At 60.1% G+C, this 14,609-nt stretch carries 12 protein-coding genes; 8 read left to right on the forward strand and 4 right to left on the reverse strand.

The window, feature by feature from the left end; translation table 11 throughout:
- Window positions 1–193: 193 nt before the first annotated feature.
- Window positions 194–793: a DUF922 domain-containing Zn-dependent protease gene (locus ACM3N8_RS17215; protein WP_416016426.1), complete on the forward strand. Its 600-nt coding sequence runs from the start codon at window positions 194–196 to the stop codon at window positions 791–793.
- A gap of 89 nt (window positions 794–882) precedes the next feature.
- On the opposite strand, the gene mnmC is transcribed toward ACM3N8_RS17215, so the two are convergent.
- Window positions 883–2,901 carry a bifunctional tRNA (5-methylaminomethyl-2-thiouridine)(34)-methyltransferase MnmD/FAD-dependent 5-carboxymethylaminomethyl-2-thiouridine(34) oxidoreductase MnmC gene (mnmC, locus tag ACM3N8_RS17220; protein ID WP_416016427.1) on the reverse strand — a complete coding sequence of 673 codons (2,019 nt, stop codon included), beginning with the start codon at window positions 2,899–2,901 and terminating at the stop codon, window positions 883–885.
- Between the two features lie 90 nt (window positions 2,902–2,991).
- Here mnmC and fabB point away from each other — a divergent pair, with 90 nt between their 5' ends.
- The gene (gene fabB, locus ACM3N8_RS17225; protein WP_043136178.1) at window positions 2,992–4,203 is read left to right on the forward strand and encodes a beta-ketoacyl-ACP synthase I; all 1,212 of its coding nucleotides are present in this window, start codon (window positions 2,992–2,994) and stop codon (window positions 4,201–4,203) included.
- A 62-nt stretch (window positions 4,204–4,265) separates the two neighbouring features.
- On the opposite strand, the gene ACM3N8_RS17230 is transcribed toward fabB, so the two are convergent.
- The 3 genes from ACM3N8_RS17230 to ACM3N8_RS17240 form a co-directional block, all read right to left on the reverse strand.
- Window positions 4,266–4,760 (reverse strand): GNAT family N-acetyltransferase, encoded by a 495-nt coding sequence (locus ACM3N8_RS17230; RefSeq protein ID WP_290065754.1) that lies wholly within the window; start codon window positions 4,758–4,760, stop codon window positions 4,266–4,268.
- A 119-nt stretch (window positions 4,761–4,879) separates the two neighbouring features.
- Window positions 4,880–5,200: a DUF4377 domain-containing protein gene (locus tag ACM3N8_RS17235; RefSeq protein ID WP_290065681.1), complete on the reverse strand. Its 321-nt coding sequence runs from the start codon at window positions 5,198–5,200 to the stop codon at window positions 4,880–4,882.
- A gap of 94 nt (window positions 5,201–5,294) precedes the next feature.
- Entirely contained in the window at window positions 5,295–6,581 is a 1,287-nt protein-coding gene (locus ACM3N8_RS17240) for a citrate synthase (RefSeq protein WP_042872295.1), read from the reverse strand.
- A gap of 424 nt (window positions 6,582–7,005) precedes the next feature.
- Between ACM3N8_RS17240 and sdhC the strand changes: the two genes are divergently transcribed.
- The 6 genes from sdhC to odhB all read left to right on the forward strand — a co-directional run bounded on the left by sdhC (window position 7,006) and on the right by odhB (window position 14,503).
- On the forward strand, window positions 7,006–7,395 hold the full coding sequence (gene sdhC, locus ACM3N8_RS17245; protein WP_011705795.1) for a succinate dehydrogenase cytochrome b556 subunit: 390 nt from the start codon (window positions 7,006–7,008) through the stop codon (window positions 7,393–7,395).
- Entirely contained in the window at window positions 7,389–7,733 is a 345-nt protein-coding gene (gene sdhD / locus ACM3N8_RS17250) for a succinate dehydrogenase, hydrophobic membrane anchor protein (protein WP_005310895.1), read from the forward strand. The genes sdhC and sdhD overlap by 7 nt, the downstream gene beginning before the upstream one ends.
- 1 nt (window position 7,734) lies before the next feature.
- Entirely contained in the window at window positions 7,735–9,501 is a 1,767-nt protein-coding gene (sdhA, locus tag ACM3N8_RS17255; protein ID WP_043136186.1) for a succinate dehydrogenase flavoprotein subunit, read from the forward strand.
- Between the two features lie 134 nt (window positions 9,502–9,635).
- Window positions 9,636–10,352, forward strand: a complete 717-nt coding sequence (locus ACM3N8_RS17260) for a succinate dehydrogenase iron-sulfur subunit (RefSeq protein WP_043136189.1) — start codon at window positions 9,636–9,638, stop codon at window positions 10,350–10,352.
- Window positions 10,353–10,474: 122 nt separating this feature from the next.
- The gene (sucA, locus tag ACM3N8_RS17265; protein ID WP_416016428.1) at window positions 10,475–13,285 is read left to right on the forward strand and encodes a 2-oxoglutarate dehydrogenase E1 component; all 2,811 of its coding nucleotides are present in this window, start codon (window positions 10,475–10,477) and stop codon (window positions 13,283–13,285) included.
- Window positions 13,286–13,318: 33 nt separating this feature from the next.
- On the forward strand, window positions 13,319–14,503 hold the full coding sequence (gene odhB, locus ACM3N8_RS17270) for a 2-oxoglutarate dehydrogenase complex dihydrolipoyllysine-residue succinyltransferase (RefSeq protein ID WP_416016429.1): 1,185 nt from the start codon (window positions 13,319–13,321) through the stop codon (window positions 14,501–14,503).
- Window positions 14,504–14,609: the final 106 nt, after the last annotated feature.

Here is a 14,609-nt window from a genome sequence, read left to right on the forward strand (position 1 = left end):
CACTTGTGATCTTGCTTGCAAATCAATGAAGGCGCGGGGTTGCGACTTGTCAACCTGACACTTAGGCTTTGTGACGGGAGTAGGTGACAGTCGCGGGGATCGCGGTTAATCTCCTGCTTCGAGTATTAATACGTTGATTATTAATTAAAATAACACCCCGGTCATCAACGAGGTCAAGGCAGCAGAAATGGGAATGGTCAGCAAAGTTTTCATGGTGGCAGCCTTGTTGTATGCCGCCGCGGCAGGGGCCGAAAGTTCCCGTTATGCCGGCATCAAGGTCGCGCCTGACATCAAGGTTGATTTCCAGTTTTACCGGGTTTTTGGACCGGATGTGGTCAGCGTGGCCCGCCAGATAGCAAAGCAGGGACAAACCCAGGCCAGAGGCCATATCGGCATGGCCAGCTACCAACTTTCCTGGCAGTTGCAGACCCGCCCCGAGGCCGACCGCTGTGCGCTGGAGCAGGTGAGGGTCACCACCCGGATCAAGGTGATGGTGCCGAACTGGATGGACAAGGCCAGGGCCTCCGCCGCCGAGCGCCAGAAGTGGGACAAGCTGGTGGCCGCCATGTTCGACTATGAGAGCCGTCACAAGGACATCTTGCTGGAAAGCGTCAGCCAGCTTGGCATCCAGCTGGCACAATTGCCGGTGGAGCGCGATTGCGCCGCCCTGCAATATCAGGCCTGGCAACAGGGGCAGGGGGTGCTGGCCAGCTCGCGCGAGCGTTTCACCCGGTTGCAGCAGCAGACGGATCACGGCCGCAAATTGGGGCTGATCTGGCCCAAGGGCATCTAGCGCATCGGTCGCTGTTGACTGAGATAAAAACGGGCTCCCATCAGGGAGCCCGTTTTTATTGGACTGGATCTGCCAACCGGGGCTGGCGGTCAGTTGAGGGGTTTGCCCTTGAGCAGCTTGCGCACCCAGTAGCGCGCCGGATGGAGCGCCTCCAGCAGATCGGCAGATAGCGGTAGTGGATCGCCACAGATCTCGCTGGCTAGCAGCTCACCACATAGCGGTGCCGAGCAGAGGCCCCGTGAGCCGAGCGCCCCCAGCACATAGAGGCCGGGGTGCAGCGGCAGTGGTGCTGCGTTTTGCTGATCACGCTGAAGCTGGGCGTAGTGATCCGCCAGGTTTGTCAATCTGGCGATTGGCCCCACCACCGGCAGGTGATCCCGACTGGCGCAACGCACACCCACCCGCGCCTCATTGCCACTGATATCCACTTCGGCTGGCCAGCTCTGATCCGGCAGGCAGGCTTGCAGCCTGGCCTGGTTCTGCTGCTGTTCTTCTGCGCGAAACTCGAGGCTGTTCTGGTTGCGGCCGTAGCTGGCGCCGATGCAGTGTTGGTGGTTGTGCGCGGGCGTGAGGTAGCCGTCGTAACAGAGCACCGTCTTGAGCCGGCTCAAACTGGCCGTGGTCGGCACATGGCTCACCTGGCCGCGCACCGGATAGAGCGGCAGTTCGGCAAAGGGCAGCAGGGCGGGCAGCTGGTGACCGGCTGCCACCACCAGAATGGGAGCCTGCCAGTGGCGGCCGGTGTCGCTCTCCACCCGCCAGCCATCCGCTCGCTCATCGATCGTCGTGATGGGGGCGTCATATTCCACCTGCAGCAGGCCGCTGGCCTGCGCCTCCCTGATGGCCGCGCGGGTGAGATCGGCCGGACAGAGCCAGCCCCCCAGCGGATAGCTGACGCCGCCATGGCCGCTGGGCAGGCCCGCGATCCGTTCGGCCTCTGTGGCCGAAAGGGAGTGCATCAGCTCGGGGGGGAAGGGGCCCTGACCCATCTTGGCCAGCTTGGCGCTGGATTTATCGTCATAGCCCAGCTGCACCACGCCGCACAGATCGAAGGCGATGGGGTGGCGCTCGGCCAGGGCCAGCAGCCGCTGGCGTGCATAGCCAAAGGCCAGCGAATAGAAGCGCGACAGCGCATCGTGCTCGCCATTGAGCAAGGGATAGAGGGCGCCCTGCCGGTTGCCGGAGGCACCGGTGGCGGGCTCGTGGCCTTCGCACAGGAGCGTCACCCTGCGGCCCCGCTCCACCAGCGAGAGCGCCGTCATGGCCGAGGCGATGCCGCCACCTATGATCAGCACCTCGCCGTCCGGGCTTGCGGGGCGGGCATACCAGGGGGCTATGGTCTGCACCGGTTGCTTGTCGGTGCGATCCCCTATCAGCATCTCCCGCTTGCTGCCGTGGCCCTTGACCTTTTTCATGGCAAAGCCGGCGGCAATCAGGCCCCGGCGCACGAAGCCGGCGCAGGTAAAGGTGGCAATAGAGGCGTCGGGGCGAGCGAGACGGGCCAGGCCATCGAACAAGTCTTGCGTCCACATCTCGGGGTTCTTGGCGGGGGAGAAGCCATCCAGATACCAGGCATCCACCAGCCCGCCCTCCCGATGGGGGACTTGCGGCAACATCTCCTTGATGTCGCCAAACCAGAGATCGAGCCGGATGCGGCCCTTGGCAAACTGCAGGCGATGGCAGCCCTGGACCGGCAGCGGCCACTGGGCGATGAGATCCTGGCTCAAGGGAGCAAGCTCGGGCCAGGCCGCCAGCGCCTTGCTCAGATCGCGCTGGGTGAGGGGGTATTTCTCGAAGCTGATGAAGTGCAGGCGGGCACCGTTGCCGGTTTGGGGCGCCTGTTCCAGGAAGGCGGCCATTGTCGCCAGAAAGTTAAGGCCTGTGCCGAAACCTGTTTCACCTATCACGAAACTGTCACTATCGTGGTGCGAAAATCGCGCTGGCAACCGATTTTGCTGCAAAAAGACGTAGCGGGTTTCACTTAGACCGTTATCATTGGAAAAGTACACATCCCCAAAGTCACTGGAGACTGGAGTTCCCGCTTCATTCCAGTCCAATCGGGCATGATGTAAGGATGTTTGACTCACGTTTTCCTCTGCTCGCGTCATAAGAACGCGGGCATTCTACGTGAAAGCAGACCAGTTTGGCAGCCAAAAGCGGGTAGACTTGGCGCCAGTTTTTCCAGACGAGATGAATTAATGAGAAGAGCAGTGATCACCGGTATCGGCGTCATCTCCAGTATCGGCAACAACAAGGAAGAAGTGCTGGCCTCCCTGAAAGCAGGTAAATCCGGCATCACCTATTCCGAGCAGTTCGAGCAGCACAACCTGCGCAGCCGTGTCTGGGGTAACATCAAACTCGAGCCGTCTGAACTGATCGACCGTAAAGTCATGCGTTTCATGGGTGACGCTGCGGCCTATGCCTATCTCTCCATGCAACAGGCCATCGAAGATGCCGGTCTGCCGGAAGATCAGGTCTCCAACGAGCGTACCGGCCTGGTGGTCGGTTCCGGTGGTGCCTCCGGCAAGAACACCTCCGAGTCTTGCGACATTGCCCGCGAGAAAGGCGTCAAGCGGGTTGGCCCTTACATGGTGCCGCGCACCATGTCTTCCACCACCTCCGCTTGCCTGGCCACGCCGTTCAAGATCAAGGGTGTGAACTACTCCATCAGTTCCGCTTGCGCCACCTCTGCTCACTGCATCGGTCACGCCATGGAACTGATCCAGCTGGGCAAGCAGGACGTGGTCTTCGCCGGCGGCGGTGAAGAGCTGGACTGGTCCTCCACCATACAGTTCGACGCCATGGGCGCCCTATCCACCAAGTACAACGACACCCCGGAAAAAGCGTCCCGTACCTATGACGCCGACCGCGATGGTTTCGTCATCTCAGGTGGCGGCGGCATCCTGGTGGTCGAGGAGCTGGAACATGCTCTGGCCCGTGGTGCTCACATCTATGCCGAGCTGACCGGTTACGGTGCCACCTCCGATGGCTACGACATGGTCGCCCCGAGCGGTGAAGGCGCCGTGCGTTGCATGAAGATGGCGATGCAGGGTGTTGGCAAGGTGGATTACATCAACACCCACGGCACCTCTACCCCGGTCGGTGACACCAAGGAGCTGGAAGCCATCCAGACTCTGTTTGGCACCAAGGGTCCCAAGATCTCTGCCACCAAGGCGATGACGGGTCATGCCCTGGGCGCTGCCGGCGTGCATGAAGCTGTCTACTCCCTGCTGATGATGGAGCATGGCTTTATCGCTCCCAGCATCAACATCGAGACCCTGGACGAGAAGGCTGAAGGTCTGCCCATAGTACGCGAGTACGAAGCGGCCGATCTCAATACCATCATGTCCAACAGCTTCGGCTTTGGCGGTACCAACGCCTCCCTGGTATTCAGCAAGTTCAAAGCTTGATGAGTCGATGATGTGAAAAACGGCGCCGCAAGGCGCCTTTTTTATTGGCAATCGGGCGACCCTCAGGCGGGGCCGGTCAAGGGCAACCGCATATAGACGGCGCCCTCACCGTACTCGTCCAACGATTTTGGGGTCCTGGCGGGTACAAAGCCCTGCTTGCGCCAGAAGGCCGGGGCATCCTGCACCGCCACCAGTCCGGCATGCTCGTAACCCTCATCACTGGCAAAGGCGAGGGCTGTCTCCAGCAACCGCTGGCCAATACCCTTGCCGCGCGCCTGCGCTGACACGGCCAGATCGTGCAGATAGAACTCGTCGTTCCCCGCCAGTGTCTGCATGGGTACCGAGAGGGAGGGGGGCTGGTGGGCACGCCAGGGATGGCATAGCAGGTAACCCAGTACCTTGCCCTGATATTCGGCCACCCAACAGCAGTCGGGGGCCAGTTCGGCCTTGTTGCTCATGACCTCGAGGGGTTCAGGATCCAGCTGGTGATAACACTCATCCTGAATGGCCATGATGGTGGGCCAGTCATTGGCCCGGGTAGTGCGGATCTGGATCATAGTCATGGGCATCGCTGCCTGGGTACGCTGATTAAATAATGTGTGCGTCAGCCAGCGTACCAGAATGCGGCCATGAACTGAACAATCATTTCCAAACGATGCCCGTTATGGCGGGCGTCTTAACGAGCAGCCTGCTTGCTGACCAGCTTGATCAGGCGATAACGCAGGGAAGGGGCATCCGCCGGCACGTCGGTGAGTTGCTCCTTGCTGACGGTCAGCTGGTACTGGTAGCCGGGTTCAAACTGAAAGCCTTCTATCTGCTGATAAAAGAGAGTCCAGGCTTGCTGCTCGTCGCTGCGAACCTGCATGCACTGCATGGGGCCGACACCGACGCAGTGTACCAGCTGGCTGTTGATGTAGAGGGTCTCGCCTGTGGTTGGCGTGGGGGCGCTCTGACAGGCGCTGAGCAGCAGGGCGGCGCTGATGAACAATGGTCTCATGATGGACTCCTTCTGATCGAAAGGGGGCATTAGAGCGGCAAATAAAAAGGCGGTCAATGACCGCCTTGGTAACAAACCATGTCGACTCAGCGCATCAACGCTGATCGAGCGGGGTGAATTCCCGTTGGGCCAGGCCGGTGTAGAGCTGACGCGGACGGCCGATCTTCTGATCCGGGTCCGAGTGCATCTCGTTCCAGTGGGCAATCCAGCCGATGGTGCGGGAGATGGCGAAGATCACGGTGAACATGGACATGGGGATGCCGATGGCCTTCATGATGATGCCGGAGTAGAAGTCCACGTTCGGGTAGAGCTTCTTCTCGATGAAGTAGGGGTCCGACAGCGCGATGCGCTCCAGCTCCATGGCCACGTCCAGCAGCGGATCCTTGATCTGCAACTCGGTCAGTACCTCGTGGCAGGTTTCGCGCATCACGGTGGCACGGGGATCGTGGTTCTTGTAGACCCGGTGACCGAAGCCCATCAGACGGAAGGGATCGTTCTTGTCCTTGGCGCGGCCGATGAACTCGGGGATACGCTCCACTGAGCCTATCTCTTCGAGCATCTTGAGGCAGGCTTCGTTGGCACCGCCATGAGCCGGTCCCCACAGGGAGGCGATCCCGGCGGCGATGCAGGCAAACGGGTTGGCACCGGAGGAGCCGGCCAGACGCACTGTGGAGGTGGAGGCGTTCTGCTCGTGATCCGCATGCAGGGTGAAGATGCGGTCCATGGCGCGTTCGACTATGGGGTTGACCTTGTACTCTTCGGTCGGCACGCCAAACATCATGTGCAGGAAGTTGCCGGCATAGGAGAGGGCGTTGCGCGGCTGCATGAACGGCTGACCGATGGAGTACTTGTAGCACATGGCGGCCAGGGTCGGCATCTTGGAGAGCAGACGGAAGGCACAGATCTCGCGGTGCTCTTCGTTGTTGATGTCGAGCGCATCGTGATAGAAGGCGGACAGCGCACTGACCACGCCACACATGATTGCCATGGGGTGGGAGTCACGACGGAAGCCGCGGAAGAAGAAGGCGATCTGCTCGTGCACCATGGTATGGCGGGTGACCAGACGTTCAAACTCTGTGTACTGCGCCTTGGTGGGCGCCTCGCCGTACAGCAGGATATAGCAGACTTCGAGGTAGCTGGCCTGGGTGGCCAACTGGGCGATGGGGTAACCACGGTGCAGCAAGACACCCTGATCGCCATCGATATAGGTAATGGATGATTTACAAGCACCGGTGGCCATAAAACCGGGGTCAAAGGTGAAGTACCCTTGCGCGCCCAATTTTCTGACGTCGATCACGTCGGGTCCGACAGTCCCTGACAGGATCGGTAGTTCTACCGGGTCTTTACCGGGCAGATGTAGGGTGGCTATCTTATCAGCCATAGCACGTCTCCTTTGCTCTTTTATAATTTGATTCCAGCTCTACTTTATTACGAGTTTGATGACGCTGGCAAAGGTTCTGACCCGTACCAGGGCGGCTGGAGCGCCTTATTTGAAACAGAGTTCAGGGGCGCTGTCAATTTTTCTGGATGATCATTAATGAGTTGTTAAATGAGTTGTGAGATCTGGTTTACGGTTTTGGGTTTTCTTTGTAGCTAATTGATTGTCATTGGTTAAGCCCGCCGATATACTGCGCCTCGTGGGTGATGGCTGTCGGTGTTTGAAACGCTTGCGCAAAGTCGGATGCGATATTGAAAATGTTGTTTTTGGCTTTTTTGAGTTGTTTTGGTAACAAAAACCTAACAAATGCCACTCCGTGCCCTCATAAGCGTGTAAAAACAATAACTAACGTGCTCAATGGAGCTGAGTGGGCAAAGCCGTGAAAAATAAACAGAGACCTGTAAACCTCGACCTACAGACGATCAGCTTTCCTGTCACCGCCATTGCTTCCATCTTGCATCGTGTCTCAGGGGTGATCACCTTTGTGGCGCTCTCTATCTTGCTGTGGATGCTTGGTACTTCACTCGCCTCTCCCGAAGGATTTGAAACCGTGGTGTCCATCATGGACAACTTCCTGGTCAAATTCGTGTTGTGGGGGATCCTGACTGCGCTGGCTTACCACATTGTGGGCGGTCTGCGTCATCTGGTCATGGACATGGGCTATTGGGAAGAGCTGGAATCCGGTAATCAGAGTGCCCGTGTGGCCTTCGTGATCACCGCGGTTTTGGCGGTATTGGCGGGAGTACTGGTATGGTAACCAATTCTGCAACATTCGGGCGCAGCGGTGTTCATGATTACATCCTGATCCGCGCCACCGCCCTCATCATGACGGCTTACGTCCTCTATCTGGTTGGCTTTGTCGCGTTCAATGACATCAGCTACGAGGTGTGGACCGGCTTCTTCGCCAAAACCTTCACCAAGGTATTCACCCTGCTGACCCTGCTGTGCGTCTTGATCCACGCCTGGATCGGTCTGTGGCAGGTGCTGACCGACTATATCAAGCCGGTGGGGCTGCGCGGTGCGCTGCAATTTGCCTTGGTAGTGGTGCTGTTTGTCTACCTGATGACCGGCTTCGTTGTGCTGTGGGGGGTGTAAGGTGACTATTCCAACTCGTGAATTTGATGCGGTCGTGATCGGTGCCGGTGGTGCCGGCATGCGCGCCGCGCTGCAGATTGCCCAGTCCGGCAAGAGCTGCGCTCTGTTATCCAAGGTCTTCCCGACCCGTTCTCACACGGTTTCTGCCCAGGGCGGGATCACGGTTGCGCTGGGCAATGCCCACGACGACAACTGGCAATGGCACATGTATGACACCGTCAAGGGCTCCGATTATATCGGTGACCAGGAAGCGATCGAATACATGTGCAAAACGGGCCCCGAGGCCGTCTATGAGCTGGAGAACATGGGCTTGCCCTTCTCCCGCTTCGACAACGGCTCCGTTTACCAGCGTCCGTTTGGCGGCCAGTCCAAGAATTTTGGTGGCGAGCAGGCGGCTCGTACCGCAGCCGCAGCGGACCGTACCGGTCACGCTTTGCTGCACACCCTCTATCAGCAGAACGTCAAGAACAAGACCACAGTCTTCTCCGAGTGGTATGCGCTGGATCTGGTGAAAAACCAGGACGGCCACATCGTTGGCTGTACCGCCATCGACATGGAGAGCGGTGAAGTCGTCTACTTCAAGGCCAAGGCAACCGTGCTGGCCACCGGCGGCGCTGGTCGCATCTATCAGTCCACCACCAACGCCCACATCAACACGGGTGACGGCGTCGGCATGGCGCTGCGCGCCGGCGTCGGCGTGCAGGACATGGAGTTCTGGCAGTTCCACCCGACCGGCATCGCCGGGGCAGGGGTGCTGGTGACTGAAGGCTGTCGTGGTGAAGGCGGTTATCTGCTCAACAAAGACGGCGAACGCTTCATGGAGCGTTACGCGCCGAACGCCAAGGATCTGGCCGGTCGCGACGTGGTGGCCCGTTCCATCATGATCGAGATCCGCGAAGGCCGTGGCTGTGACGGTCCCTGGGGCCCGCACATCAAGCTCAAGCTGGATCACCTCGGCAAAGAGGTACTGGAATCCCGTCTGCCTGGCATCTGCGAGCTCTCTCGCACCTTCGCCCACGTGGATCCGGTCAAGGAACCCATTCCCATCATACCTACCTGCCACTACATGATGGGCGGCGTGCCGACCAACGTGAATGGCCAGTGCCTGACCCAGGACAAGGACGGCAATGACGTCCCCGTGGTCGGTCTGTTCGCGGTGGGCGAGATAGCCTGTGTCTCGGTGCACGGCGCCAACCGTCTGGGCGGCAACTCACTGCTGGATCTGATCGTGTTTGGCCGCGCTGCGGGCATGCATCTGGTCAACACCCTGGGCGAGATGGAACATGGTCGCGAGGCTTCCGAGTCTGATCTGGCCGCCGCGCTGGCCCGTTTCAATCGCTGGGAAAACAACCGTGACGGGGAAGACCCGGTCCAGATCCGCAAGGATCTGCAGACCTGCATGCAGAACAACTTCTCCGTGTTCCGTGAAGGTGACGCCATGGCCGAAGGGCTGGCCGAGCTGAAACGCATCCGCGAGCGGCTGAAGAATGCCCGTCTGGACGACACCTCCAAGGAGTTCAACACCCAGCGCATCGAGTGCCTGGAGCTGGACAACCTGATGGAGACGGCGTTTGCCACCGCGGTGGCGGCCAACTTCCGTACCGAGAGTCGGGGTGCCCACAGCCGCTTCGATTTCCCGGATCGCGACGATGAGGGCTGGCTGTGCCATAGCCTCTATCATCCGGACACAGAGTCCATGACCCGTCGCGCTGTCAACATGTCTCCGAAAACCCGTGAGGCATTCCCACCCAAGGTCCGGACTTACTGACCGATGGCGGAGACAAGCACCATGAAGAGCAGACAGTCGGCTTATCGCAGCATGTGCCGGTCTGTGAAGAGGTGGGAGGCATTCCCATCTCTCTTCCCCAAGGTGCGGACTTAACGATTGCGGAGCCAAACAACATGAACGTCACATTCTCTGTCTACAGATACAATCCGGATGTTGATAACGTCCCCTATATGAAGGAATATCGTCTTGATATTCCTGAAGGTTCCGACATGATGGTGCTCGATGCACTGATCCAGCTGAAAGAGCTGGATCCCACGCTCGCCTTCCGCCGCTCCTGCCGCGAAGGGGTCTGTGGATCAGACGGTCTCAACATGAATGGCAAGAACGGTCTTGCCTGCATCACCCCGCTCTCCGATCTGCTGAAGAAGGGCAATAACGTCGTTATCCGCCCCTTGCCCGGCCTGCCGGTGATCCGCGATCTGGTGATCGACATGACCCAGTTCTACACCCAGTGGGAGAAGGTCAAACCCTTCCTCATCAACGATGAGAAATTGCCGCCCGTGCGTGAGCACCTGCAATCCCCCGAAGAGCGCGCCAAGCTGGATGGCCTGTACGAGTGTATTCTCTGTGCCTGCTGCTCCACCTCTTGCCCCTCCTTCTGGTGGAACCCGGACAAGTTCATCGGCCCGGCCGGGCTGCTCGCCGCCTATCGCTGGTTGGCCGACAGCCGCGACACCGCCGCCAGCGAACGACTGGGTAACCTGGATGACGCCTTCAGCGTGTTCCGTTGCCACGGCATCATGAACTGCGTGAACGTCTGTCCCAAGGGCTTGAACCCGACCAAGGCCATCGGTCAGATCAAGTCGATGCTGCTCAATCGGGCTGTTTAGTATCAGGGCCAGGGCGTCACGCGCCAGGCCCGACCTCTGGATAGCCATCCGACCCCATGGCTGGATGGCTATTTAAACCCTACAAGCTGCGCTGCAGTGAACAAGATGTACAAGGGATAGAAATGCATAACGGCGTGATGAAGGCCTGGTTGGAGTCATCTCACCTGGCTGGTGCGAATGCAAGCTATATTGAGGATTTGTACGAATCCTTCCTGGAAGACCCCGAATCCGTAGCCGACGAGTGGCGCAGCCTGTTTAGCTCGCTGCCCCAGGTCAATGGCCATGCGGTTGAACAACCTCACTCCCAAGTCCGCGATTATTTCCGTCGTCTGGCCAAGGATCCCTCCCGTTACAGTGCCCCCGTGTCCGATCCGCAAGTGGATGCGAAACAGGTGCGCGTGCTGCAACTGATCAACGCCTTCCGCTTCCGTGGTCACCAGAATGCCAATCTGGATCCCCTTGGACTCTGGACCCGTGAAACCGTTGCCGAACTGGATCCTGCCTTCCACAATCTGCAGGGCGCCGACATGGAGGCCACCTTCAACGTGGGCTCCTACGCCATAGGTCGCGAGACCATGGTGCTCTCCGATCTCTATGCCTCGCTGAAGAAAACCTATTGCGGCAGCATAGGTGCAGACTACATGCACATCACCTCCACCGAGGAGAAGCGCTGGCTGCAAGACCGTCTTGAATCCATCGAAGCCACGGGCAACTACAGCACAGAGGAGAAGACCCGCTTCCTCGAGAGCCTGACCGCGGCCGAAGGGCTGGAAAAATACCTGGGCGCCAAGTTCCCGGGGGCCAAGCGTTTCTCCCTGGAAGGGGGCGATGCCATGGTGCCCATGCTCAAGGAGCTTATTCGCCGTGCCGGTGAGCAGGGCTGCAAAGAGGCCGTCATCGGCATGGCCCACCGTGGTCGCCTGAACGTGCTGATCAACGTGCTCGGCAAGCGTGCCCAGGAGCTGTTCGACGAGTTCGCCGGCAAGCACGGTGAATCCTGGGGCACAGGGGATGTGAAGTACCACATGGGCTTCTCCTCCGACTTCGCCACCCCGGGCGGCAACGTCCACCTGGCGCTGGCCTTCAACCCGTCTCACCTCGAGATCGTCAACCCTGTGGTCATCGGCTCGGTCCGTGCCCGCATGGACAGACGCGGTGACAAGGATGGCTCCAGCGTCCTGCCCATCACCATCCACGGTGACTCCGCCATCGCGGGGCAGGGCGTCGTAGCAGAAACCTTCAACATGTCCCTGACCCGTGCCTACGGCGTCGGTGGCACTGTGCGCATCGTCATCAACAACCAGGTAGGCTTCACCACCTCTTATCAACGTGACCTGCGCTCCACCGAATACTGTACCGACATCGCCAAGGCGGTGCAGGCCCCCGTGCTGCACGTCAACGGGGATGACCCGGAAGCCGTGGTGCTGGTGACCCAGATTGCGCTGGATTATCGCAACACCTTCAAGCGCGACGTGGTGATCGAGCTGGTCTGCTACCGTCGTCACGGTCACAACGAGGCGGACGAGCCCAGTGCGACCCAGCCCTTGATGTACCAGAAGATCAAACAGCACCCGACCCCGCGCAAGATCTACGCCGACCAGCTGGTGGCGGAAGGCAGCATCAGTCAGGAGCTGGCCACTACCCTGGTCAATGACTATCGCGATACCCTGGATCGGGGCGAGCGGGTGAGCAAGGAGTGGCGTCCGATGGAGCTGCACTCCGTCGACTGGACCCCTTATCTCGGTCACGACTGGGCCATGAGCTATGACAGCACTGTGCCCATGGATCACCTGAAGTCCCTGGGCGAGCGCATCAGCCAGTATCCGGCCACCCACGTGCTGCAGCGCCAGGTCGAGAAGATCTACGAAGACAGACGCCTGATGGCCGCCGGTGACAAGCTGCTGGACTGGGGCTTTGCCGAGACCCTGGCCTACGCCACCCTGGTGGACAAGGGCTCCCGCATCCGCTTCACCGGGGAAGACTCCGGCCGTGGCACCTTCTTCCACCGCCACGCCGTGCTGCACAACCAGAGCGATGCCAGTACCTACACTCCGCTGTGCAACTTGCACGACGAGCAAGGTCCCTTTGAAATTTACGACTCAGTGCTGACCGAAAACGCGGTACTGGCGTTCGAATACGGTTACGCCAGTGCGGAGCCGGCCGGTCTCACCATCTGGGAAGCCCAGTTCGGCGACTTCGCCAACTGCGCCCAGGTGGTGGTGGATCAGTTCCTCTCCTCCGGTGAGCAGAAGTGGGGCCGGATGTGCGGTCTGACCATGCTGCTGCCCCACGGTTATGAGGGGCAGGGCCCGGAGCACTCCTCCGCCCGTCTCGAGCGCTATCTGCAGATGTGTGCCCAGCACAACATGCAGGTGTGCGTGCCGTCCACCCCGGCGCAAGTGTTCCACATGCTGCGCCGTCAGGTGGTGCGCCCGATGCGCCGTCCGCTCATTGTCATGACGCCCAAATCCCTGCTGCGCCACCCGCTGGCGGTGAGCAAGCTCGAAGAGCTGGCGACCGGCACCTTCCAGAACGCCATTGGCGAAATCGACGCCCTGGATCCCAACGGGGTCAAGCGGGTGGTGTTCTGCTCCGGCAAGGTCTACTACGACCTGCTCGATGCCCGTCGCAAGGCCGAGCAGCACGATGTGGCCCTGGTGCGGATCGAGCAGCTCTACCCCTTCCCGGAGGAGGAAGTGCGCGCCATTCTGGCCGACTATGCCCATGTCACCGACTTCGTCTGGTGTCAGGAGGAGCCGCAGAACCAGGGCGCCTGGTACAGCACCCGTCATCACTATGACAGCGTGCTGCCAAGCCATGCCCGTCTGCGTTATGCCGGTCGCCCGGCCTCGGCCTCGCCGGCCGTCGGTTACATGTCGGTCCACGCCAAACAGCAAAAAGCCCTGGTGGAAGACGCCCTTACTCTGGCCTAAGCCCTGAACAAGAAGTAACAAGGAACTGATTACATGACTATCGAGATCAAGGTACCGGACCTGCCGGAATCAGTGGCGGACGCCACCATCGCCACCTGGCACAAGAAACCGGGTGATCTGGTTGCCCGTGACGAAGTACTGGTCGACATCGAGACCGACAAGGTCGTGCTGGAAGTGCCCGCGCCGGAAGCCGGCGTCCTCGGTGACATCCTGCAAGCGGAAGGGGCGACCGTGTTGTCCCGCCAGCTGATCGCCATGCTCAAGCCGGCTCCCGTGGCCGGTGAAGAGACCAGGGAGAAGCCGGTGGAAGCCGTGGCCGATGACGGCGCCGATGGCCTGAGCCCCTCGGTGCGCCGCCTGGTGGCCGAGCACGCCATCGACGTGACCAAGCTGACCGGTACCGGCAAGGGCGGTCGCATCAGCAAGGAAGACGTGGAAGCCTTCATCAAGGGTGGCAACAAGCCTGCCGCCGCGCCGGTCGCGGCTGTCCCTGTAGCTGCGGTAGCGCCGCTGGTCGGTCGCACCGAGAAGCGTGTGCCCATGACCCGTCTGCGCAAGCGCATCGCCGAGCGTCTGCTGGAAGCCAAAAACACCACCGCCATGCTGACCACGTTCAACGAGATCAACATGGCGCCCATCATGAAGCTGCGCAAGCAGTACGGCGAGATCTTCGAGAAGAAGCACGGCATCAAGCTCGGCTTCATGTCCTTCTACGTGAAGGCGGTCGTTGAATCCCTCAAGCGCTACCCGGAAGTGAACGCGGCGCTGGACGGTGACGACATCGTCTACCACAACTACTTCGACGTCAGCATCGCCGTCTCCACCCCGCGCGGGCTGGTGACACCTGTGCTGCGCGATTGCGACAACATGAGCCTGGCGGACATCGAGAAGGCCATCAAGGATCTGGCAGGCAAGGGCCGTGACGGCAAGCTGACCGTGGACGAACTGACCGGCGGCAACTTCACCATCACCAACGGTGGCGTGTTCGGCTCCCTGATGTCCACCCCCATCATCAACCCGCCGCAGAGCGCCATCCTGGGGATGCACAAGATCCAGGACAGACCCATGGCGGTCGATGGCAAGGTCGAGATCCTGCCGATGATGTACCTGGCCCTCTCTTACGATCACCGCATCGTCGATGGTCGCGAGTCGGTGGGCTTCCTGGTCTCCATCAAGGAGCTGCTGGAAGATCCGACCCGTCTGTTGCTGGATGTCTAGGCAACCAGCGACATTCTGAGCGAATTAGAAAGATAACGAGGGGCCGCCCAGGCCCCCATTCACAGGGGATTGAGAAACACGAGCCCCGGACGGAAATACCTACAAC

This window comes from Aeromonas sp. A04 (genome assembly GCF_047780465.1).
GTDB lineage: Bacteria > Pseudomonadota > Gammaproteobacteria > Enterobacterales > Aeromonadaceae > Aeromonas > Aeromonas bestiarum.